Source organism: Paenibacillus sp. FSL M7-0656 (assembly GCF_038003225.1).
GTDB classification, from domain to species: domain Bacteria; phylum Bacillota; class Bacilli; order Paenibacillales; family Paenibacillaceae; genus Paenibacillus; species Paenibacillus amylolyticus.
In genome coordinates this window covers 5,348,311-5,369,638 of the sequence record NZ_JBBOOT010000001.1, presented here as the reverse complement: position 1 = coordinate 5,369,638, position 21,328 = coordinate 5,348,311, and the positions used below count along the sequence as shown (strand labels likewise).

23 protein-coding genes are annotated in these 21,328 nt (G+C 45.1%); 8 read left to right on the top strand and 15 right to left on the bottom strand.

The genetic code is table 11. The features are described 5' to 3' along the window. Window positions 1-77: 77 nt before the first annotated feature. Window positions 78-302, top strand: coding sequence for a DUF1128 domain-containing protein (locus MHI01_RS23545; protein WP_036607002.1), 225 nt, complete (start codon window positions 78-80; stop codon window positions 300-302). Between the two features lie 52 nt (window positions 303-354). Here MHI01_RS23545 and MHI01_RS23540 read toward each other — a convergent pair whose 3' ends face one another. Next, a complete protein-coding gene (locus MHI01_RS23540) occupies window positions 355-1,080 on the bottom strand; it encodes a pirin family protein (RefSeq protein WP_340984247.1) in 726 nt (241 codons plus the stop codon). A 139-nt stretch (window positions 1,081-1,219) separates the two neighbouring features. Continuing rightward, a complete protein-coding gene (locus tag MHI01_RS23535) occupies window positions 1,220-2,239 on the bottom strand; it encodes an asparaginase (RefSeq protein WP_340984246.1) in 1,020 nt (339 codons plus the stop codon). Window positions 2,240-2,416: 177 nt separating this feature from the next. On the opposite strand from MHI01_RS23535, the gene MHI01_RS23530 reads away from it, so the two are divergent. The 4 genes from MHI01_RS23530 to MHI01_RS23515 all read left to right on the top strand — a co-directional run bounded on the left by MHI01_RS23530 (window position 2,417) and on the right by MHI01_RS23515 (window position 4,432). Next, complete coding sequence (locus MHI01_RS23530) at window positions 2,417-3,118, top strand: phosphatase PAP2 family protein (RefSeq protein ID WP_340984245.1); 702 nt, start codon at window positions 2,417-2,419, stop codon at window positions 3,116-3,118. A gap of 134 nt (window positions 3,119-3,252) precedes the next feature. Next, the gene (locus tag MHI01_RS23525) at window positions 3,253-3,510 is read left to right on the top strand and encodes a GlsB/YeaQ/YmgE family stress response membrane protein (RefSeq protein ID WP_017692278.1); all 258 of its coding nucleotides are present in this window, start codon (window positions 3,253-3,255) and stop codon (window positions 3,508-3,510) included. A gap of 64 nt (window positions 3,511-3,574) precedes the next feature. Then, window positions 3,575-3,982 carry a YtxH domain-containing protein gene (locus MHI01_RS23520; RefSeq protein ID WP_076319638.1) on the top strand — a complete coding sequence of 136 codons (408 nt, stop codon included), beginning with the start codon at window positions 3,575-3,577 and terminating at the stop codon, window positions 3,980-3,982. An 84-nt stretch (window positions 3,983-4,066) separates the two neighbouring features. Continuing rightward, window positions 4,067-4,432, top strand: a complete 366-nt coding sequence (locus tag MHI01_RS23515; protein ID WP_017692276.1) for a DUF5665 domain-containing protein — start codon at window positions 4,067-4,069, stop codon at window positions 4,430-4,432. 28 nt (window positions 4,433-4,460) lie between these two features. Here the strand turns inward: MHI01_RS23515 and MHI01_RS23510 are convergent, their stop codons facing one another. The 11 genes from MHI01_RS23510 to MHI01_RS23460 form a co-directional block, all read right to left on the bottom strand. Further along, the gene (locus tag MHI01_RS23510) at window positions 4,461-5,486 is read right to left on the bottom strand and encodes a magnesium transporter CorA family protein (RefSeq protein ID WP_047841670.1); all 1,026 of its coding nucleotides are present in this window, start codon (window positions 5,484-5,486) and stop codon (window positions 4,461-4,463) included. 137 nt (window positions 5,487-5,623) lie between these two features. Beyond that, window positions 5,624-6,397, bottom strand: coding sequence for a sigma-70 family RNA polymerase sigma factor (locus MHI01_RS23505; RefSeq protein WP_036606995.1), 774 nt, complete (start codon window positions 6,395-6,397; stop codon window positions 5,624-5,626). Then, on the bottom strand, window positions 6,394-6,846 hold the full coding sequence (rsbW, locus tag MHI01_RS23500) for an anti-sigma B factor RsbW (RefSeq protein WP_036606993.1): 453 nt from the start codon (window positions 6,844-6,846) through the stop codon (window positions 6,394-6,396). Before rsbW ends, MHI01_RS23505 begins: the two co-directional genes overlap by 4 nt. A gap of 18 nt (window positions 6,847-6,864) precedes the next feature. Further along, window positions 6,865-7,203 carry an STAS domain-containing protein gene (locus MHI01_RS23495; protein ID WP_036606989.1) on the bottom strand — a complete coding sequence of 113 codons (339 nt, stop codon included), beginning with the start codon at window positions 7,201-7,203 and terminating at the stop codon, window positions 6,865-6,867. A gap of 86 nt (window positions 7,204-7,289) precedes the next feature. Then, the gene (locus MHI01_RS23490; protein WP_127546566.1) at window positions 7,290-8,966 is read right to left on the bottom strand and encodes a response regulator; all 1,677 of its coding nucleotides are present in this window, start codon (window positions 8,964-8,966) and stop codon (window positions 7,290-7,292) included. Window positions 8,967-8,982: 16 nt separating this feature from the next. Next, the gene (locus tag MHI01_RS23485; protein ID WP_036606984.1) at window positions 8,983-9,855 is read right to left on the bottom strand and encodes a CheR family methyltransferase; all 873 of its coding nucleotides are present in this window, start codon (window positions 9,853-9,855) and stop codon (window positions 8,983-8,985) included. Between the two features lie 86 nt (window positions 9,856-9,941). Next, window positions 9,942-13,667: a response regulator gene (locus tag MHI01_RS23480; protein WP_340984244.1), complete on the bottom strand. Its 3,726-nt coding sequence runs from the start codon at window positions 13,665-13,667 to the stop codon at window positions 9,942-9,944. After that, window positions 13,664-14,833, bottom strand: a complete 1,170-nt coding sequence (locus tag MHI01_RS23475) for a PP2C family protein-serine/threonine phosphatase (RefSeq protein WP_036606980.1) — start codon at window positions 14,831-14,833, stop codon at window positions 13,664-13,666. Before MHI01_RS23475 ends, MHI01_RS23480 begins: the two co-directional genes overlap by 4 nt. Before the next feature lie 341 nt (window positions 14,834-15,174). Next, window positions 15,175-15,519, bottom strand: coding sequence for a general stress protein (locus MHI01_RS23470; protein WP_017692267.1), 345 nt, complete (start codon window positions 15,517-15,519; stop codon window positions 15,175-15,177). Between the two features lie 94 nt (window positions 15,520-15,613). Next, window positions 15,614-16,147 (bottom strand): hypothetical protein, encoded by a 534-nt coding sequence (locus tag MHI01_RS23465; RefSeq protein ID WP_036606978.1) that lies wholly within the window; start codon window positions 16,145-16,147, stop codon window positions 15,614-15,616. Between the two features lie 68 nt (window positions 16,148-16,215). Beyond that, entirely contained in the window at window positions 16,216-16,725 is a 510-nt protein-coding gene (locus MHI01_RS23460) for a DUF948 domain-containing protein (RefSeq protein WP_036606976.1), read from the bottom strand. A 220-nt stretch (window positions 16,726-16,945) separates the two neighbouring features. Between MHI01_RS23460 and MHI01_RS23455 the strand changes: the two genes are divergently transcribed. Then, complete coding sequence (locus tag MHI01_RS23455; protein ID WP_017692264.1) at window positions 16,946-17,110, top strand: DUF1328 domain-containing protein; 165 nt, start codon at window positions 16,946-16,948, stop codon at window positions 17,108-17,110. A gap of 374 nt (window positions 17,111-17,484) precedes the next feature. Beyond that, window positions 17,485-18,003 carry a hypothetical protein gene (locus tag MHI01_RS23450; RefSeq protein WP_143781127.1) on the top strand — a complete coding sequence of 173 codons (519 nt, stop codon included), beginning with the start codon at window positions 17,485-17,487 and terminating at the stop codon, window positions 18,001-18,003. Window positions 18,004-18,094: 91 nt separating this feature from the next. Here the strand turns inward: MHI01_RS23450 and MHI01_RS23445 are convergent, their stop codons facing one another. After that, entirely contained in the window at window positions 18,095-18,982 is an 888-nt protein-coding gene (locus tag MHI01_RS23445) for a cation diffusion facilitator family transporter (protein WP_036606974.1), read from the bottom strand. Between the two features lie 290 nt (window positions 18,983-19,272). On the opposite strand from MHI01_RS23445, the gene MHI01_RS23440 reads away from it, so the two are divergent. Continuing rightward, window positions 19,273-19,461 (top strand): hypothetical protein, encoded by a 189-nt coding sequence (locus MHI01_RS23440; protein WP_017692261.1) that lies wholly within the window; start codon window positions 19,273-19,275, stop codon window positions 19,459-19,461. A 113-nt stretch (window positions 19,462-19,574) separates the two neighbouring features. Here the strand turns inward: MHI01_RS23440 and MHI01_RS23435 are convergent, their stop codons facing one another. After that, entirely contained in the window at window positions 19,575-21,200 is a 1,626-nt protein-coding gene (locus tag MHI01_RS23435; protein ID WP_036606972.1) for an ABC-F family ATP-binding cassette domain-containing protein, read from the bottom strand. Between the last annotated feature and the right edge of the window lie 128 nt (window positions 21,201-21,328).

Below are 21,328 nucleotides of genomic sequence, written 5' to 3'. Positions count from 1 at the left end.
GCAAAAGCATTAGCCTGAGCGCTTCCAATCATGATACAATAACAAGAGTTTCCGATACGGAAGGGATGAACTTAACGATGGATTTATCACAAGCAACAGCAGCCAATATGGAATATATGATTGAAGCGATCAAAACCAAACTTCGTATGGCAAGCGGTGCCGCCATGCAAGCTTCTTCATTCCCACTTGAGAAATATGAAGATCTGTTTGACCTGTATGAAATGATTTTGAGCAAGGAACATCTCAGTATCTCTGAAGTGGAAGCTGTCGCTTCGGAACTGGGTAATCTTCGTAAATCTTAAGCCAAAAAAGGACCTGTTTTCCACATCACCGTGGGAACAGGTCCTTTTTCGCTTAAGGCAGGTCAACCAAAACAAATTCGGCAGGTTCACTGTCTGTACTCGTGATTTGCAGATCACAGCTTTTGCGAATTCGTGCGGTATCCCCCGGCTTGAGGTTGAAGTTACCATCCGAACAATGAATCTCCACATGTCCACTGATCAGGAAAAGATGTGTCCGTCGATCTTCGTGTTGCGGGTACATCAACTTTTTCCCGGACTCCAAATGGGACAGATAACAGGTTACATCCTGGGAAATAGGCAATGCGCCTTCGCTTCCCTCGCCCCCTTGCCCGGATACAATCGGACATAGACGATTCAAATGCTCCTGCGGCTCTATTCTCCGATTCGTATAGGAAGGTTTCAGCATACGCTCCGATGGCAAAAACCACATCTGGAGGAAACGTACCGGTTCATCCGCTGACGGATTGGTCTCGGAGTGTTCCACTCCCGTACCCGCACTCATCACCTGGACCGTACCCGGTTCAAGCAATTGTTCTGTTCCCATACTATCCGTATGTTTGAGTGTACCTGATATCACATAACTGACAAGTTCAAGATCATGATGTGGATGTTTCTTAAAGCCTTCTTGCGGCATCAGCGTGTTTTCATTATGAGCCAACAGACAGCCAAAATGGGCGTTGCTTGGATCATCATAATCCGCAAAGGAAAAGCTGAATTCACTGTGTATCCAACCTCGATCCGACGTGTGCCTTTCTTCCGATGTCACCACTTTAATCATGTTCATCCACCTCCAAGGGTTTAGAGCTGCCACATTACCGCGGCAGTCCATGCGTGTATATGAATTGTATAGATGAATACCAGTTGGTATGTCATCTTTACCCGGGGTCCGGCAACTCTAATCACGCCCCTTCTTAAGGTTATACGCTATCTTCAAGTGAGTGAAGAATGAACTCACTATCTGCATGACCTACAAGGGTACCCGCATCATTTCGGATGTCCGAAGGGAACACTTCAGCCAATCGGGCAATGGTTCTCTCATTGGAATAACCAATCTGTTTCAGGATGGATTGGGTAATGAAGGCCCACTCTTCCTCAGAACCATCAAGCACCTTGAAGGTGATTCCCAGCCTTTCTTTTTTCAGACCAAAACCGAATACCCCCTTGAATCCACCCTTCGCTACAATGTTATTGTCTTCCAGCAACACTGAATCGACACGCTCCGTGCCACCTACCATCAACGGATGTTCATTCATAGCTGATGTTATGGTCTCTACAGCTGTTCTTGTGGAAGGATCAGCGATAAGATCCGGACAAGCGAGCTTCAGATAGGCGTTCGACAATGCCGACAACGGCAAAGAAAATACCGGAAAGCCGCAGCCATCCGTCCCAAGCTTAATCTCTTTTTCCTCAATACCTGCCAGGTCGGCAAAGGTTTCAAGAATTTCTCGTTGTACCGGATGATCCGGTTCAGCGTAACTGCCCAGATCAACCTGCTTCATCTGACTGTACCCCAGAATTCCCAGATGTTTTCCGGAGCAGTTGTGCAAGATGCGCCGTTTCTCTCCTTGTCCACGTAACCATTGATTACGGCTTTCTTCATTAAGCGGATAACTTGGTGCACAGATCAGGCATTCTTCTCCCAATCCGATCTTACCGGATAACTGCTCCAGCACCCGAATGTGTTCCGGTTCCGAACGATGCGAAGAGGACATAATGGCGATCTCCTGTGCTGATAGGTCATAGTGACTGGCAATTCCTGCCCGAATACCTGGAATGGCTTGAAAAGGTTTGGCAGATGAGCGAGTGAACGCTCTAAATTGAGGGTCACCAGCCGAGTATACGATTCGGCCATACTCATCCGTAATACTTATGTGTCCGTAATGGGCGCATTCCATAACGCCTGCACGGTATTCTTTAATTAACAAGGCACTCTCCATGCGAGTTCTCTCCTTTGTGCTCCCGATTTCATCTCTGCTTTGCGTCACGACGCCGCATGGGATATCTTAAATAGTATAGTACAAAAGCGACGTTTTTACAGTTTTTTCGACAGGCATTTCGGGTATAGCTTTATCATCTATGTTCATCTACTACAATAACTGAAGGAGAAACTCATTATGCCGCGCAAAACGTATTCACCAGCCTCATTCAGTTCAAATTCCGGTACGTTATTACGTCCACTCCTCAACTGGGGTATGGCTGGCCTGGCCCTCAGCGCATCGGTCGTATTTATCCTGGCAGGTCTGGGTGCCTGGTTGGGTGCTGATGTTATTATTCGTCTGGATGATCAAATTCAGCAATTATTTTATCTGAATTCAGATTCACGTCTTCATCTATTCCCTTACACTGCATTCATAACCGCACTGGGTTCATTCAAAATCTCTGCTGTGGCTGCAGGAGGGTTTGCTCTTCTTTTCTTCATTCAACGCAGTCCAAGGTTTGTTGTATATGGATATGCGCTCACGGGAAGTTTTGCCATGATGTGGATTCTGAACACCTTATTGAAGGAATTTTTCAGACGAAGCAGACCTGATCTGGATCATCTGCTGGTCGTTCACGGGTACAGCTTTCCCAGCGGACATGCCATGATCTCCATGGGCTTCTACGGCATGCTCTTTGTAATCTGGGCCATTGAAAGACAGCGACATAACTCTTCCGGTGTGTGGCTTCCTGTTCTAGGTGGTATTAGTTTTATTTTCTTGATTGGCCTCAGCCGAATCATGTTGGGCGTTCATTATCCTACGGATGTATTTACTGGATTTACTGCTGGATTGGCATGGATCTTCTGCATGGTTAAAGGTATTAAACAAAGCCGCTAAAGAATGAATTCCTCTAATTTCCAGTTCATTCCTCCTCATCTTTATTGTTTCACAGGGTTGCACGGGGTTTATATACGAAGTAAGCAAACGCGAACAGACAACATCCTACATCAAGTTTAAAGGAGGCGGTTGTTATGTGGGGCATCATTATCAGCATTGTGATGGCTGTCATCATCGGTTTGATCGGAGATGCACTTGCCGGTCACAACATGCCTGGAGGCATAATCGGTGCAATGATTGCCGGATTTGCCGGAGCCTGGCTAGGAGCACTTTTGCTTGGTAACTGGGGACCAGTTATCGGTAACTTTGCCATTATCCCTGCCATCATTGGTACAGCGCTCTTTGTTTTCTTGCTGGGGCTTGTGTCCAGACTGCTAAGACAGGCTGCCTGATTCGGGCAACAAGGTGTTCGTTGTTTCGTATTTGTTTCTTAAATTGAAGAAGGAGTGATTAGACATGAATAAAGCAGAAGAGCAATATCCTGTACAGACGGGTTCCACTTTCGCAAAAGGTATTTTCATCGGGGGTTTGCTGGGAGCTGCAGCAGCACTACTCTTTGCGCCTAAACCGGGACGTGAATTGCGTGGTGACCTTTCCGAGAAAGTGGGCATCGTTACTGACCGCACCAAAGAAGTGGCAACTGTTGTAAGTGACAAAGCCTCTGAACTGGCAAAAACGGTCTCTTCCAAAACTTCAGACATTGCAAAAACGGTAAATCAAGGCCGCAATGATGTAATGGACTCTGTGAGAAAAGCGTCCGCTGATGTGGCTAATGAAGCATCCCGTGCATCTGATGAAGTGGCTGCCGCTTCCGTTGAAGCGAAGGAAGATGCACGTAAAGAACTTAACTCGACTAGCCTGTAAGGCGATACAGATCGAGTGACTAATAGCCAGCTGCACTCCAGCTGGCTATTTTTTATCCAATGAGAGTTGAGGAGGACAAATAATATGAGTAAAGTTACAATCAACGGTAATACTCCAATTACGGGAGGAACACCGGCCCAGCAGTATGATACAAGCGAGCACCCTTTTGAATTGCGTCATGAGGTAAAGCGATTGAACACCCGTCTGGACCAGATTGCGGACAGCCTGGAGAGAGCACAGATCAAGGATATTATTGAGAATTACAGCAGTCCCAAAAAGCGGATTATTACCAATTTTACAGCGGGCATGGCACGAGGTCTTGGTCTGACTGTGGGTACCTTTGTTGTTCTCGGTTTGCTGGCATTCATTCTCAGCCAATTCGTGAATATGCCGATTGTGGGCCAATATATCGCTGACTTGCTTGGTTATATTGAAGATTACAAAAACTAAGAAACTAAGAGGACTAACCACCAGTAGGCTATCCCTTACGTTTTTCCATAGCTCCTTTTTTCTCTGTCTCTTCAGCTGAAGGCTGTGAAGATTTCACTTTGAGCAGATCTCCTGTCCAGCCTTTCATCATCAGCCATACATACATGCTGATCATGCTTAAGATAATGACAACAAGGACCAGTACAACTCCCCATGATTTGTCGATAAAGGGCAGGTTCTCAAAGTTCATCCCCCAGATCGCGCCAGCTGCCGTGGCAGGTATGAACACAGCAGTGACAATGGTCAGCGTCTTCATGATCTCATTGCCACGTACACCGGAGATCGCATTATCAATGGAGATTAACGTATCGATCTCTTTCTCGTAGTGACTAAACAAACGTTCCATTCGCTCTACCCGATGTTGGAGTTGCTGGAAATATCGATTTTCATTTATTTCATCAAGGTAAGCCTCATGTGAAGCAGCCATCAGTTCCGAGTAAGGGATGAACAGATTACTCCAATACAATAATTCAAATCGAGCGGCGAGAATCTGGTCCATCAAGGTGCGGGCATTGCGGGATTCCATCTTCCGTTCCAGATCACGCAGGTTCATCTCAAAATGATCCATCCCCACATGGTAGTAATGCAGTATAGCTCGAAAAAGTACAAACATCCCGTCCCTGGCTTCACTACATTGCTGTAACATATGGGCACGTTCATCCGTCTTCATAATGCCTCGTGTATTGTCATCCATATTCAAGGTAACCAGGTTATTGCGATCGACATAGAAAAACATCTGATTATCTTGACGTTTGTCATCTCTCTCATTCTTGACAGCATACAACAATGAACCAAATATGACTGGTTCTTTACCATTCACGAAACGGACGGACAAATAATTCGATTCCACTTCCGGAATCTTATGAAGCCAATACCGCATATCCGGAAACGCCTCTGTCAGCTCCTCCAACGCATCGTTCATGCTATCGGTGTCAGGTGCAACCCAATCCCACCATTGCCAATGGTCCGAGCAAGATAACTTGTCACGGCGAGCTTCCAACTTGATTTGGTTCATAATCACTTTATCCACTCCTGCACTCATGTTCTTCATTGCATGCCCATCTTTTTGATCCCAAAAAGGACACGTATGCATTTCAGCGCATTGACGTGTCCTTCTTTATGCCGTACTCAACAACATTAGGGTTCCATTTGTCATAACATTGAAGCATTAGACATGATCTGTTTCAGTTTCTCTGTAGCTCGCTTCTGAATCCGAGATACACTCATCTGTGAAACACCAAGCTTCTGGGCAATTGCCCGCTGAGATTGGCCATCCTGGAATGCTAGAATAAGTACCTGCTGTTCTTGTTCCTTCAATTGTCCCAATGCCTGTTGCAAGTCCATCCGTTTTTCGACCGAATCATAGTCATTAACATCTGCACTGATCAGTTCTCCCAATGTTGCTGCACTGTCATCCTGAGATAAAGGAGAATCCAGTGATACATAGTGGTAACATTCCCGACCAGCCAGAACTTCAATTGTCTCTTCTGCAGTCAGATCAAGGTATTCAGCAATTTCGTTCACACCGGGTGAGCGCTCCAGCTTAACGGTTAACTCATCAATGGCATGTTGCACAAGGGCTCCCTTTTCCTTAATCCTCCGGGGCACCTGAATATACCAGGATTTATCACGCAAGTAGTTCTTCATATGACCGATCATGCTCTTCATGGCATAAGGTTCAAACGGAATACCCAGGTTGATATCGTATTGCTTAAGCAAACGAATCAAAGCCATCTGCCCGGTCTGATACAAGTCTTCGTATAGATCGGGGCGATTCCGAGCGATTTTACCTGCTGCCATCTTGACCATTGGTTCATATTTACGGATGAGAACTGTTGCAATTTCATTATCTAGGGTCTGCTGGTATTCCCAGATCAAACCTATAGCTTCAGACATGGACTCTGGGGGAGTCACTTTTTCATTCATACTTTCTCCTCACTTCTTGCAAGACGTTTTACGAGTACTACTTTCGTACCTTTGCCCGTCTCACTTTCCACACTGACATCATCCATCAAGGCTTGCATCAGGTAGAACCCAAGTCCGCCAATCTGTGCTTCCGTCAGTTCTTTGTCGTGTAGACCGGCACGTGACACAGCAGGGTTCATGTTCTCGAAGCTGGCACCTTCGTCCTTGACAATAATGGACAATGTTTCGCCATCCACTTCGAATACAACTTCAACCATGCCGCCTTCGTGTGAGTAGGCATACAATACAGAGTTGTTACAGGCCTCGGATACAGCAACTTTCATATCCTCAATGTCTTCGTAGGAAAATCCCATTTTGGATGCTACTCCATAGAGATTGAGTCTTACAATATCAACGTAATCAGCTGTCGCAGGTAAATTAAGGGTGACTCTTTGAACTTCTGCATTCATTCCTTTTTCGATCCTTTCCTATTGGGAATTCTTCTGTGTGACAAAGAATTTGGCGATGCCCGTCATGTCAAAAAGTTTCTGAATCTGCGCAGGAACTTCCTGTACTTCAAAGCGAGCTTCCATTCCATGTCTGGCCTTCAGAACAGATAACAGGATACCAATCCCTGTACTATCGATATACTTCAATTCTTTCATGTTAATCACAAGATCCTGTTCCTTGTTATCCACGAGCGGCTCCATCACCAAGCGGAAGTCAGGAGCAACCGACAAATCCAGTTCGCCAGTCAGATACACCGTGCACACGCCGTCCTGAGTTTCAGTTCTTGCATTGAATTTTTCATTTTTATTTGTATTCATTAGACATCTCTCTCCTGATCAATGGTTTCCTTACCTAATAACCCAACTTCAGCATGAGTGAATCAGAAAGAAGTTTGGAAAATGTTTCAATTGGCCTGATTCATGGCTGAAGGGCCTGGTTCTAACATTTGTCGTTGTTTCTGAAACTGGGCTATTTTCTGTTTTACATTGCCCATTTTCACCGGTTTACTAATATAATCATCCATGCCGGCAGCAATACAGCGCTGCTGAATACCTTCCATTACGTTAGCAGTCATGGCTATAATGATTGGCTGATTAGACTGGGACAGACTCTCTCGAATCCGCCGTGTACATTCCAAACCGTCCATCACAGGCATCTGCAGATCCATAAACACATAGTCATAGGGATAACGGCTGCCGTTTACCATATCGAGTGCGCTCTGTCCATCTTCAGCAATGTCTGAGAGCAACCCCAGCTTACCAAGCATAATCGCCATCAACTTCTGGTTGATCGGATGATCATCCACAATTAATACCGTAGGATATTTATTCTCATTTTTCACATCCGTTGGTTTCTCTTCCCCGTTCCCCTGGACCAGTTCAGTTTCTACATAACGTTTCGCCTGAATTGTAAATACAAACGTTGCTCCCCGTTGCTCTGTTGTATCCAGATAGATCTGTCCACCCATCATTTCAACCAGAGTCTTGCATATTGCCAGTCCTAAGCCAGTTCCACCGTATTTACGTGTCATGGATGTATCCAGCTGGGAAAACGGCTGGAACAGGCGATCAACTTTGTCTGAAGCGATACCTATCCCGGTGTCTTTAACGGCAAACTCCAATGCCATTTCTCCATCCTCTTCTTCCTTAACTGACACGATCAGATAAACTCCACCCTGATCGGTAAATTTGATCGCATTGGCAATAAGATTCAAGAGAACCTGACGGAGCCTTGCCATATCTCCATAGATTAATTCAGGTACAGAATCTTCCAGGAAATAATCCAGTTCCAGATTCTTTTTGCCTGCTTCTGCAGCAAACAATCCCAACACTTCCCGAATACAGGAGACAATTTCAAAAGGATGCTCTTCCAGTTCCATTTTGCCGGATTCCATCTTGGTAAAATCAAGAATGTCGTTGATGACCGTGACAAGTGCATCTGCGCTGCGACGAACGATGTCTGCATATTCCTTCTGATCTTCCCTCAGTTCCGTTTCCATCAGCAGATCAACCATACCGATAACTCCGTTCATCGGTGTACGAATCTCATGACTCATCATTGCCAGGAACTCAGTCTTTGCATTGGCTGCAATTTCTGCTTCTTCCTTGGCCTGAATGAGTTGTTGGTTCATCTTCTCCAGTTCCTGTGTCTTCTGGTGAAGAAGCATGGTCTGTGTCTTCAAACGTTTATTGGTGATAAACATCTCCACAAAGCCCTCGATTTTGGATTTCAAAATCTGAGGAATAAATGGCTTAACCATGTAATCAATGGCCCCGGCTGAATATCCGGCAAACAAGTGCTCCGCTTCTCTGCTATTGGCAGAGATGAATATAATCGGCACATCCTTGGACTTGTCCCGTGCCTTAATTAACTTTGCTGTCTCAATTCCGTCCATTCCAGGCATCTGCACATCGAGAACGATAACCGCAAATTCGTCTTTTAGCAGACAGCGGAGTGCCTCTTCTCCGGAAGTTGCCTTAACGAGTTTATATTGTTCCGATTCCAGAACTGCTTCAAGAGCAAGCAAGTTCTCAGGGCGGTCATCTACCAATAATATGTGGATTGGTTCATTGAGCCCCATGGCTAACCCTAACCCCCTATTTGATCTTCCGGTATATTTTTTCGGTCCGGTCTAACGGCTCATAGGTATCACTGAACTCTGTAAAATGTATCGATTCTTTCGACCCCAGAACCAGAATACCAAAGTGGCTCAAGCTCTCATGAAACAGCCCATGCACATGGTTCCGCAGTTCATCATTAAAATAAATCATGACATTACGGCAAAAGATAACATTAAACTCGTTAAATGACCGGTCTGTTGCCAGGTTGTGCTCGGCGAAAATGATGTTCTTCCTTAGAAAAGGATGAAATATCACCGAATTGTATTTCGCTGTATAGTACTCGGAGAAGGCTCTGGTACCCCCTGCCTCCAAATAATTTGTAGTAAATAGTTTCATTTTCTCAATACCATATACGCCTTCTTTGGCCTGTTGCAAAGAGCGATCATTCATATCCGTTGCGTAGATTCTTGCCTTGTCATACAGTCCTTCCTCATGCAACATGATGGCCATGGAATAAACTTCCTCTCCCGTAGAACATCCCGCATGCCATATTCGGATATACGGGTAGGTTCTCAGGATCGGAATAATCTGTTCCCGAAACATTCGGAAAAGCGAAGGATCTCGAAACATTTCCGTTACAGGGATGGATAAGTTCTGTACAAAACGTTCAAACGCGGAACGGTCATGAAGAACACGCTCCTGCAAGCCGGAGATGCTTTTAACACCTTCAGCATGTGCATGATGCCAGATTCTTCGTTTCAGGGATGGCAGTGCATAGTTTCTAAAATCATATCCATATAAACGGTGCATGCCTTCCAACAGCAACTCAATCTCGATCAGCTCGCGTTCTTCATCTTGCGGCATACGGACCAAATCTGCCCCCGTCTCGGTAGGTTCCCACGGTGTCATAAGTTCTCTCCACTTCTTCATTTGTTACTTGCGTATTCGTCGTATTGTCTTTCATTACCCAAACAATGAACATCCGAATAATGAACTTACGAATACAGCCATACGCGCATTAAGGATAACAATTGATCTGTCTGGATCGGTTTTTTCACATAATCAGATGCTCCGGCCTCAATACATTTGCCGCGATCCTCTTTCATGGCTTTGGCCGTAAGCGCAATAATCGGCAACTTTTCAAACTGCGGGATCTGTCTGATTCGTGTCATCGCTTCATAACCGTCCATCTCTGGCATCATCATATCCATCAGTACCAGATCAAATTCCGGATTTTTGTCCAAAATCTCCAAAGCCTCTCGGCCGTTCTCAGCAAACGTCACATCCATCCGATAGCCTTCAAGAACGCTTGAAAGGGCAAATACGTTACGAATATCGTCATCTACAAGCAATATTTTCTTGCCTTCAAACAACGTTTCTTTGTTGTGTAGTTTCTGTAAGATTCGACGCTTGTCTTCCGGCAAATTGGCTTCTACCCGATGCAGGAACAAAGTCGTCTCATCCAGCAGACGTTCCGGTGACTTCACATCCTTGATAATGATGGATTCCGCATATTTGCGCAGCTTCATCTCTTCCTTGGAATCCAGTTCTTTGCCTGTATAAATTATAATCGGCAGATCGTTCAGATATTCATCATCACGAATCTGGTCGAGCAACTCAAACCCGGTCATATCCGTTAACATCAGATCCAGTACCATGCAGTCATAACGCTGGCTGTGTAATTCATTCAATGCCTCACTACCTGTCGATACAGCGGTGATTGCAACATCATCGTGACCAATCAATTCAATAATGGCTTTACGCTGAATTTCATCATCTTCGACAATCAACAGTCGTTTCAATTGATTCTCGGTATATGATTTGATATGCGAGAATGCTTTATCCAGTGAATCCTTGCTCGAAGGTTTTTTCAGATACGCAATGGCGCCCATCATCAGACCTTGCTTCATATCATCAATGACTGAAATCACATGAACCGGAATGTGGCGTGTTGCCGAACTGCTCTTCAGCTCGCCCAGAATGGTCCAACCATCCATCACCGGCAATTGAATATCCAGGATAATGGCATCCGGCAGATATTGACGTGCCATTTCTAGTCCTTTATCACCTTGAAGGGCAACAAGTGCTTTGAATCCTCTTCCTCTCGCCATATCCATCAAAATATGTGCAAAGTTCACGTCATCCTCAATGATGAGCAGGATTTTGTCACCTTCCATCAGATTCTCCTGATCATCTTCGATCTGCGTGACATCTGGAGTATGGGTAGGAGACAGATCTGTACCTACGCTACGCTCCGGATCAGGAGAGAGAATGGACTGATGACTTGAAAGCATGGTCCGTGCTTCGATGGACTTTTCATAAAGATCCTCTGAGGAAACAGCTGCTTCTCTTGAAGCACCTTCCTCCGCCAAGGCTTCCTCTTCATGATTATCCGGCAGGTATAAGGTAAAGCAGCTACCTTCTCCCTCGGATGATTCCACCTGTATTGCACCACCAAGCAAACGTGCCAGTTCCCTGCTAATGGATAATCCCAGACCAGTTCCACCGTATTTCCGACTTGTGGTCCCGTCTACTTGCTGGAACGCTTCAAAGATCAGATCCGTCTTGTCCGATGGAATACCAATGCCGGTGTCTTTTACACTGAATCCGAGATATTCCTGATTGGTGTTCATATAACCCGGCAGTTCTTCCGGTTTCATCCGTCGTCCAATCAGACTAACCGAACCTCGATTGGTGAACTTAAATGCGTTCGACAACAAATTCCGTAAAATCTGTTTGACGCGATGGCTGTCGGTGTACACCCATTCCGGTAGATCGCTGTCGAAATCAATATTCAAGTTCAGTTCCTTTTTGTTCGCCATCGGTCCAAAGTTCTGCTGAACAAAGCTGGTCAGATCTTCCATTCGTACGGTCTCATAATTGATATCCATCTTACCTGCGTCCACCTTGGATAGATCCAGAATCTCATCAATCATCTTCAGCAAATCCGCGCCTGACATGTAGATGGTTTGCGCATATTCCTGCTGTTTGTCAGTCAGATTCCCACCCTTGTTCTCCGACAATAACTGGGACAAAATGAGTAAACTGTTCAATGGTGTACGGAGTTCATGTGACATATTCGCTAAAAATTCGGACTTGTACTTGCTTGTCATCGACAGCTGTGTAGCTTGCTGTTCCAACTGTGTCTTCGTTTTCTCAATTTCGTCATTTTTCTCTTCAACTTCACGCACCTGCTCTTCAAGCGCCCGCGTCTTGGCAATGAGTTCCGTATTAAAATGTTCCAGTTCTTCCTGCTGACGCTGTAGCAACTCCTCAGATCGTTTAAGCGCCTCTGTCTGCTCCTCCAGATTCTCATTGGAACGACGAAGTTCTTCTTGCTGTGTCTGCAATTCTTCCGATTGAACCTGCAGTTCCTCAGTCAGTGCCTGGGATTCACGTAGCAGCTCCTCCACACGCAAACGACGTCGAACGTTGTTCAAAATTACGCCCAGGTTCATAATCAGTTGTGTGAATAACTGCTTGTGCAGTTCATTGAAACCTTCAAAGGAAGCCACTTCAACTACACCAATCAGTTCATCTTCAAACACGACAGGATAGATCATGATACCCGCAGCACGTGTTGAGCCTGAAGCTGAACCAATATGCACGTAATCTTCGGGCGTATTTTCCAGAATAATCGGTGTCATATCCAGCGCGGCTTGACCAATCAGGCCTTCCCCGATGCGATACATTTCCTTACCAACATCTTCGTTCTCTTCAAATGCGTATGCACCGTAACGTCTCAGTTCGTCGGGATGTTTCTCCTCATCGATCAGATAGACGACACCCAACTGAGCACCAAGCACAGGTGTGAACTCACTGATAAACATCTGTGAAATTTGGCGAATGGAGCCAATCCCCCGAAGCAGCTCCGGGACTCTTGCGATGTTCGAACTCATCCAGTTTTGATCCTGCTGAGCCTGCACATAAGCCCTCTCGATCTCCAGTTTTTCTTCCAGATCACTGGATACATCCTTGAACACACTGGCAATCTGACCAATCTCATCGGTTGATTTGACCTGTATGCGCCGAATGGTTCGGTAACGCCCTTTACCAAAGCTGGTAATCATCATAGATACAGTGTTCAGACCCCGTGTAATACTCGGCAACACCCACAGAATGACACCCAATGCAAGCAACAACCCGGCAATCATGATACTTATCGTGATCTGTACTGCTCTCGTATACGCTTCGTTAGCGTTCTTGATCTCAGCATCAATCTCTTGGTCCTGATAACGTGAAAGAGCATTCAAACTATCCACAGTTTCTTTTTGCACCGCGAGTCCTGTTGAATTGCGGTAGTTATTCGCATCTTCTACCCGGTTTTGGGACATCAGGTTGATCTGTCTCGTTGCATAAGATGTATAAGCGGTCCACGCCGTATTCACACGATCCACCAGTTGATGTTCAGGTGCACTGTCTGCCCGGTTTCTCACTTCTGCGAGGTAACCATCCCCCCGATCCTTCATCTCCTTCAGGTCACCCTCAGCAGCATTAATCGAATTGTTCGGATTCAATAACAAGTTAGCCAGCACTTTGGCTATATCATTGACCTCTCCACGTGCAGCAGAAGTGAACCTTACTTTGAGATAACGTTCCTGATACATCTGATCAATCTGTTGATTACTGCTGTTTAACCGTTCATAACTCACAAACGTGAGCACGATCAAAATGGCCATCAGAGCGGTAAAACCAATCAGCAGTTTATTCCTGATCTTCATTCATCCCCCGCCCCTTTATTCAAAGTAATCCAGACCAGACATTTATCATCATCCCGCTCTTGGGGAATTTCGTCGTCAAAAAACATGGCCTGCATAGCAGCTTCATTCCACTGATGTGAGCCAGTCAGTTTTTCGATCAGGAATTCATGTTGTTCTTCCTGCCCGCCCTGAACAGCTTCCAATAATCCATCCGTATAGAGTGCAATATGCCCGTCACCCTCATAATGGATCGTTTGTGGTTCAATATCCATCTTGTCAAATAAACCAACAGGACAGCAGACGCTGTCAAATGTGGTGACACTGCCGTCGTTTCGGAAAAATAAAGCAGGTGGATGCCCTGCATTAACATAATCAATACGTTTCATCCGTGTATCAACGACCAGATAAATTGCCGTGAAATAATACTGCACCAATTGTTTTTCCAGATGGAGCTGGTTAAAACGACGGTTCAACTCTTGAATGACCTTCTCTGGATCCACATAAGTGGTAACCGTATCTTTTAACACAGAAGCGATAAACATGGTAAACAGGGATGAAGATATCCCGTGTCCCATCATGTCGAGTAGCAGTACTCCGTAACGGCCTTCCCCAAGGGGGTACCAAGAATACAGATCACCCGCAAGCTCAAAGGATGGTTTATAGATGGCATGCACTTGGAACAACGGGTCCCTAATTGCCGGACTTAATACAGCATTTTGGACCATCGCTGCCAACTTGAGCTCATCCTGAATACGTTGATCACGCTCTTTATGCCAATCCTTCTCCTGTTTCAAACGAAGTGCGAGTCGAATTCTGGCCATCAGTTCGACTTTATTAATCGGCTTGGTCACATAATCAGATGCACCAGCATCCAATGCTTCGGCAAGTTTCTTGGAGTCTCCGATGGCAGTCACCATAATAATCGGTATATCCTTCAGATTCTCAAATTTCTGCACAATACTGCAGGCTTCGATACCGTCCATCTCAGGCATCATCATATCTAGCAAAATCAGGTCAATATCCGACGGTCTTGGACGAAGTTCGTTGCTTTCCTCCCCAATTCCTAACACTTCAAACATTTCCATGGCGGAACTCGCCGTTACAATGTCACGATAGTTTTCTTTTTTCAGAATTTCTCGAATGATAATGACATTCGTCGGATTGTCGTCAACAATAAGTATTCTCATTGATATCTCCTTATCTGTGGCGTCCGGGTTTGTCGATTCTTATTAGGTTAAAACAAACGTTGATTATACAAATTTTGCATACAAAACGGCAGTAGACATAATAATTCCTAGTATAACTATAATCGTAAAAACAAAAAACTTCTATCAGTAAATGGCACCATCGTAGGGGAATATCCCCGCGACTCACCCTGTTTTTGCAGCGTCCTGATCCCGCTTCCAAACTTGCAAAAACATAGATAAGGAATGGGGAAAGCCCCATTCCTTATCTATGTTTTTGATTAAGCATTTTACATAAATGATTCAGAAGCTTGTCCATGTTCAGCAAACTTCAACTTATCGAGTTAATCTTTCTTTTTAGCAATAACGAGTACTTTACCCTTGTCGAGTTCACTCTCGTAGAAGTCCGCTTCGGCTTCGGTAAAGCCCATCGAAACAATTTTGGCCCGGAGTTCATCACCACGTGAGCGGAACAGATTCGCCAAGGAATCAAATACGCCTTCTTCCTTTATGCCAATTTCTTTGGCATCTGCTGTATCGGCAATTCGATCTGTACGATCCTTCTCATGGGCGAGAACAAAGATTTGATCAGCAAGGTATCCGGTAATCTGCAATTCTTTCACCGCTTCTACCGCCTGGACTCCGTTTTCTACCACTTTTGCATAAGCTTGCTCATTGGTTGAATTCATCGTTTCCACTCTCCTCTGATTTAATCTTCTGTATCGAGCTACTTAGTATATAACCATACTATATGGGTTTGAAACGATTTGGTAATAACCAATCCTAGGAAACTGTGTCATCAAAAAGATCAATGCCTTCAATCTGATGAGATCCTGACTTCATATATACCTTCAGAGCCTGGTCTCCACGGAGAAACACTTCTCCGTCCTCTGCCACATAATAAGGTTTCCCTAGAGCATGATGGATCGCTTCAATATTCATCTCAATTCTCTTTCCGTTTAACATGATGTGATTCTCAGATGCATCGATATGCACATATTGAATGACATCCGTATCTTCACACAAGCCAACCTTCACATCATGAAAGTGATATTCAGGACATCCCAGATAAGGATCTTCCTGCTTATGCCCCGGCTGGCCCTTATTGGCCAACAAATCATCCATGGTGTCATCCAGAGAAATGCCATTCAGAGTCCGAAAATGCTGGAAAGTCTCGGATCGATCAACAGCCAGAGTTACCTCTGACGCCTTCTCTTCCATTGCCGTCCATTGCATATCGTGAGCAGCGGGTACCGCTGCCGGTTGAACGGAAAAGGGAGAAATTACGCTAAACATCACAAGCAGTAGTTTCATCATGATTCTCACCCTTTCATCAGGTTCATCACCGCTCTGAAGGCTTCTTCATGGGTTACAAAGCGGTCATGTTACTTGCGCATCCGTTGCCATACGTTCGCTGCAACATCAACATACTTCATCCAGTTTTTCCCGCCCTTAGCTTCACCATTATATGTAGCTTCATAGGATTGCAGGGTACGATCCGTTGATGTAGCAGGCGGTGCAGTTACATGAACCGCTTCAGCATGCTTGGTCTGTTCAGCGTTGTTACGTTTGGTCTGAAATTTCGCCATCAGCGTTGTGGAAACTTGTTTGGCTGCTGCCGTCACTTCATTTAACACTTCTCCCAGATTCTCAACAGATTCCATAACAGGATCAATTTTTTTCATTTTGTGTTGTACATCCACCGTAATATCATTGGCATGTCTTACCGTCTGCTTCACTTCATAACTAAGTTCGTCAATGGTTTTCTGTACCTCCTGCAATGTCTGTGAGACATTGTCCAAAGAACCCTGAGCGGATTTCAAGGTACGAATTAAAAAGAATACCAGTACTGCAAATGCCACTGCAATCAGGGCCACGCTAATTTGATAGATCATAGAAGAACCTCTCTTTCCATATGTGCATCAGTTTGTTATTGCTATAGTTACCCGGCGATTTCCCGGACGAAACAATATTATATATCCCTTCATATATGCCTTCGCTTGGAAAAAAAACCAATGTTTCAAGCGGTTAGCACTCGGTTAAAGTTAGACTACACAAGGCGGTGAGGTGAACACAACTCACTCCACAATCAATTATACGAAAGGATGAATACTTATGTTGAAATGGTCTGTATTATTTCTAATTATTGCACTGGTAGCAGGTATTTTTGGATTCTTCGGTATTGTTGAAGCAGCTGCTTCAATCGCGAAAGTACTCTTCTTCATCTTTGTTGTACTGTTCGTAATCTCCCTGATTACGGGACGTAGCCGAATGCGATAACCTCAGGCTCTGATATGACTGAGTGTTTACTAAACGAAATACATACAAAAGCCGATCGTGCTCCCAAGCCGATTGGCTTTTGTGCGTTCAGGCATAGGTCAACTTTTCTATATTATGTATTGCACTCCCTTCTGCTTTATTCCAATCCGCTCTCGTATGAATCCCAAAAAAAACAGGACCTTTTTGAGATAGCCAACCCGGTTTTATCCCACTGAAGTATGATATTTACAGGCTTGCTATATACCCACATATGAGCCAGTTGACACTGGAGAATGCAAGAAAATATTGTTATAATTTGTGATTCATAAGGGTGCTTGCTTGGTTACTTGTAATCAGGACAACATTTTACATACCTACCGAGGAGGAAAAACAAAATGAAAAAAATCGTAAGTTTTGCCGCTGCTTTAACGTTGATGGGTTCGATGGCTGCCGCTGCGGGTGCGGAGGAAGCGGTTACTGGAACGGTAAATCCGGAAACAGGAACTGAGGCTACAACAACGACAACGACCACAACAACTCCAGCTGTTGAAGTGAACAAACCTGCTGTAGAAACAGTAGAAGGTACTGCTGAGACTGTAACAGGTACAACAGTAGACACTACAGGTGCAGAAGGTACTTCAACTACAACTGAAACGCCAGCTACGACTACAGATGAGAAAATGTTTGAAGAGCCACTCGTAAAACCAGGTGATGAAGTACTGGCACCAACGATGTTGCTGAACCTTCTGGAGCGCACTTGGTTCTATGATGCACCTAACGGTAAACCAATCGGTGCATTAGGTTCCCAAGTCATCGATACAACAGGTGAAGTGGTTGATGGATTCGATGGCGGCGAGTGGGTACAAGTATACACTTGGAAAGGCAAAGCGTGGATCCACGTTGCCATTCAATAACATCGTATAATCGTTCTAATGATAAGTAAAGAGGACAGCACGCACAATTGCGGCTGTCCTCTTTTCATTTTCCAAGATGTTCACTCCCTGTTCAAGGGTTCCTTGTGACTTCTTCCGTCTTTGGTTCCACATGTACATGTACATGCATGATGTTATGCGATCGCTTCAACCGCTCTTCAACACGGTCACAGATCTGATGGCCTTCAATCAAGCTTAGGCCTCCGTCCACTTCAATGACTACATCCACAAGTACATGACTGCCGTGCACACGTGCCTTCACGTCCTTGATCATCTCAACACCGGGAACGCGTGCTACGGAGGATCTGAGATCCGTCAGTTCCTTCTGGTCAAATCCGTCGGTAAGACGATGTGTAGAATCCCGAAAAATCTCCCAAGCCGTTTTGCAGATCAACAGACCTACAGCAATGGCAGCTACTTTATCCAGCCATGGAAGTCCAAACTGCGCACCTATAATTCCAATTGCAGCGCCTATGCTGACCCAGGCATCGGAACGATTATCTTTCGCCGCAGCCATCAGAGCCTGACTATTAATTTGTTTTGCCAGACGGTGATTGTAACGGTACACGCCTAACATCACCACAGCACAGACTACAGCCACCGCTGCCGCCCACAGGTTTGGAGCAACAAAGGCTCCTTCATACCAGGAGCGAACGGCTTCAACCAATACTTGCAGCCCAACCATAGCCATAATAAATGAAGCTACCAAAGCAGCAACCGTCTCCGCTCTAAAATGACCATAGGCATGATCCGAATCAGGTGGTTTCTGGGAGATCCGAAGCCCAATCAGTACAGCAATGGATGCTACAATATCTGTAAGGTTATTAAAACCATCGGCCAGCAAGGCGCTGGAAGCAAATAAATATCCACAGATCAGCTTAAAAGCGGACAAGACGAGATAGGCTACGATACTAACCCAAGCCCCTCGCTCCCCTTTTCGAATTTCTTCATAAGCGTTCAAACCGGGCGACACCCCTTTAACGTTTCGTATTACGGTTTTTCCATGTTACCAAATGCGGAGCGTGTGGGTCTACAGAAACAGTGTTGCCAGTTTGCATTGCTGTAGGCAAGCCGAAACAAAGTTGCCAGACGGCAGGGCTGTAGTTATTGAGAAAAAATGTTGGCCTGGGTAAAACCAAAGGTTTTGAGCATTTTATCAGGTTGCCCTTGTGGGGCTTTTATAAAACGTATAAAATAGGTACATCCCGTCCAATCTGGACGGCTCACTGTAAGACCGGGAGGGAAATAATGATGAGCGAAAATAACGAACCGAAAAAGGTCAGTTTGCAGGATGCTATACGCCAAAAACTGGCGCAAAAGAAAGAACAAGCAAATTCTGGTAACCAATCCAGCGCCTACTTTGAAGGCGGACCTAAAGCGATGAAGAGTCAAAACAACAAAAAGCCTAACAACCAACGTCGCCGTACTGGTGGATCTTAGGTCTTAAAGCCGCCGATAAACCATTGAATTACAAAAAGAACCGCAAGCCCTCTTCACAGAGGCTTGCGGTTCTTTGGTGTTCCTATAATCATGTGCCGCAGATGATGCTTAGATTAAGCTTCTACCGGATACATTTTATTGCGCAGTTCTTTGATTTCATCACTTTCCAGATATTCGTCATAGCTCATTTGGCGATCGATGATGCCTGTTGGCGTAATTTCGATAATCCGGTTAGCAATCGTTTGGATGAACTGATGGTCATGGGATGTAAACAGCATTGTGCCGTCAAAGTCAATCATACCGTTATTCAGTGCTGTGATGGATTCAAGATCCAAGTGGTTCGTTGGCTCATCCAGAATCAGTGCGTTTGCACCTGTCTGCATCATTTTTGCCAGCATACAACGAACCTTCTCCCCCCCGGAGAGTACGCTAGCCTTCTTCTGGGACTCCTCACCGGAGAACAGCATACGGCCCAAGAATCCACGCAGATACGTTTCATCCTGATCTTTGGAATATTGACGGAGCCAATCCACAAGAGTCATGTCTACACCGTCAAAATACTGAGAGTTGTCTTTCGGGAAATAAGCCTGAGTCGTCGTTATACCCCAAGTATATTCGCCGCTATCTGCTTCGGTTTCACCCATGAGAATATCAAATAACAGTGATTTGGCATTTCCGTTCGGGCCAACAAATGCAATTTTGTCACCTTTGTTCACCACAAAGCTCACATCATTCAACATTTTCACACCATCGATGGATTTGTCAATACGATCTACCGTCAGCAATTGTTTACCTGCTTCACGTTCAGGCTTGAAGTTGATAAACGGGTATTTACGGTTGGATGGACGAAGGTCATCCAATGTGATTTTGTCGAGTGTTTTCTTCCGGGAAGTCGCCTGTTTGGACTTCGAAGCGTTCGCAGAGAAACGTTGAATAAAGGCTTGCAGCTCTTTAATCTTCTCTTCTTTTTTCTTGTTGGCATCCCGCTGCAGAGCAAGTGCCAATTGGCTGGACTCATACCAGAAGTCATAGTTACCTACGTACATCTGGATTTTACCGAAGTCAATATCTGCGATATGCGTACATACCTTGTTCAGGAAGTGACGGTCATGGGATACCACAATAACGGTACCTTCATAATCCATCAGGAAGTTCTCCAGCCATTGAATGGATTCGAGATCCAAGTGGTTGGTAGGCTCATCGAGCAACAGGTTGTTTGGACGGCCAAACAACGCTTGTGCCAGCAATACACGGACTTTTTCGTTTCCGCTCAGCTCTATCATTTTTTTGTCATGCATGTCACGAACAATGCCAAGACCGATCAGGAGCGCCGCTGCATCTGGTTCAGCATCCCAGCCGTTTTGCTCAGCGAATTCCCCTTCAAGCTCACCTGCACGCAAACCGTCTTCTTCTGTGAAGTCTGCCTTCGCATACAAAGCATCCTTCTCTTTCATGATGGAATACAGACGACTATGACCCATAATTACCGTTTCGAGAACCGGATACTCATCATATTCAAAGTGGTTTTGCTTCAAAACGGCCATACGTTCGCCCGGGGTGATGTGCACCTCTCCCGAGTTGGCTTCAATCTCACCAGACAAAATTTTCAAGAATGTTGATTTGCCGGCTCCGTTGGCGCCGATCAGGCCGTAACAGTTCCCTGGCGTGAATTTGATATTTACATCTTCAAAAAGTGCACGTTTTCCGTAGCGGAGCGTGATGCCGCTTGTACTGATCATTAAGCATACCATCCTTTATTGGTTAATCTGCATACTGCATGAATAGCAAGTTGCGTAAATCATGGATTCAATATCCCGATGCCTATTCTGGCACCATATTATAACACAAAAAAGCGGCAAATTCGAAA

What these genes read in the sequence shown, in the direction of transcription:
- MHI01_RS23480 (WP_340984244.1), bottom strand. Translation starts at nt 13,667, where the DNA reads ATGAAGATCAGGAATAAACTGCTGATTGGTTTTACCGCTCTGATGGCC.
- MHI01_RS23540 (WP_340984247.1), bottom strand. Translation starts at nt 1,080, where the DNA reads ATGATTAAAGTGGTGACATCGGAAGAAAGGCACACGTCGGATCGAGGT.
- MHI01_RS23490 (WP_127546566.1), bottom strand. Translation starts at nt 8,966, where the DNA reads ATGGGGCTCAATGAACCAATCCACATATTATTGGTAGATGACCGCCCT.
- MHI01_RS23455 (WP_017692264.1), top strand. Translation starts at nt 16,946, where the DNA reads ATGTTGAAATGGTCTGTATTATTTCTAATTATTGCACTGGTAGCAGGT.
- MHI01_RS23450 (WP_143781127.1), top strand. Translation starts at nt 17,485, where the DNA reads ATGAAAAAAATCGTAAGTTTTGCCGCTGCTTTAACGTTGATGGGTTCG.
- MHI01_RS23465 (WP_036606978.1), bottom strand. Translation starts at nt 16,147, where the DNA reads ATGATGAAACTACTGCTTGTGATGTTTAGCGTAATTTCTCCCTTTTCC.
- MHI01_RS23440 (WP_017692261.1), top strand. Translation starts at nt 19,273, where the DNA reads ATGAGCGAAAATAACGAACCGAAAAAGGTCAGTTTGCAGGATGCTATA.
- MHI01_RS23510 (WP_047841670.1), bottom strand. Translation starts at nt 5,486, where the DNA reads ATGAACCAAATCAAGTTGGAAGCTCGCCGTGACAAGTTATCTTGCTCG.
- MHI01_RS23520 (WP_076319638.1), top strand. Translation starts at nt 3,575, where the DNA reads ATGAATAAAGCAGAAGAGCAATATCCTGTACAGACGGGTTCCACTTTC.
- MHI01_RS23460 (WP_036606976.1), bottom strand. Translation starts at nt 16,725, where the DNA reads ATGATCTATCAAATTAGCGTGGCCCTGATTGCAGTGGCATTTGCAGTA.
- MHI01_RS23475 (WP_036606980.1), bottom strand. Translation starts at nt 14,833, where the DNA reads ATGAGAATACTTATTGTTGACGACAATCCGACGAATGTCATTATCATT.
- MHI01_RS23495 (WP_036606989.1), bottom strand. Translation starts at nt 7,203, where the DNA reads ATGAATACAAATAAAAATGAAAAATTCAATGCAAGAACTGAAACTCAG.
- MHI01_RS23530 (WP_340984245.1), top strand. Translation starts at nt 2,417, where the DNA reads ATGCCGCGCAAAACGTATTCACCAGCCTCATTCAGTTCAAATTCCGGT.
- MHI01_RS23535 (WP_340984246.1), bottom strand. Translation starts at nt 2,239, where the DNA reads ATGGAGAGTGCCTTGTTAATTAAAGAATACCGTGCAGGCGTTATGGAA.
- MHI01_RS23485 (WP_036606984.1), bottom strand. Translation starts at nt 9,855, where the DNA reads ATGACACCGTGGGAACCTACCGAGACGGGGGCAGATTTGGTCCGTATG.
- MHI01_RS23525 (WP_017692278.1), top strand. Translation starts at nt 3,253, where the DNA reads ATGTGGGGCATCATTATCAGCATTGTGATGGCTGTCATCATCGGTTTG.
- MHI01_RS23515 (WP_017692276.1), top strand. Translation starts at nt 4,067, where the DNA reads ATGAGTAAAGTTACAATCAACGGTAATACTCCAATTACGGGAGGAACA.
- MHI01_RS23470 (WP_017692267.1), bottom strand. Translation starts at nt 15,519, where the DNA reads ATGAATTCAACCAATGAGCAAGCTTATGCAAAAGTGGTAGAAAACGGA.
- MHI01_RS23505 (WP_036606995.1), bottom strand. Translation starts at nt 6,397, where the DNA reads ATGAATGAAAAAGTGACTCCCCCAGAGTCCATGTCTGAAGCTATAGGT.
- rsbW (WP_036606993.1), bottom strand. Translation starts at nt 6,846, where the DNA reads ATGAATGCAGAAGTTCAAAGAGTCACCCTTAATTTACCTGCGACAGCT.
- MHI01_RS23545 (WP_036607002.1), top strand. Translation starts at nt 78, where the DNA reads ATGGATTTATCACAAGCAACAGCAGCCAATATGGAATATATGATTGAA.
- MHI01_RS23435 (WP_036606972.1), bottom strand. Translation starts at nt 21,200, where the DNA reads ATGATCAGTACAAGCGGCATCACGCTCCGCTACGGAAAACGTGCACTT.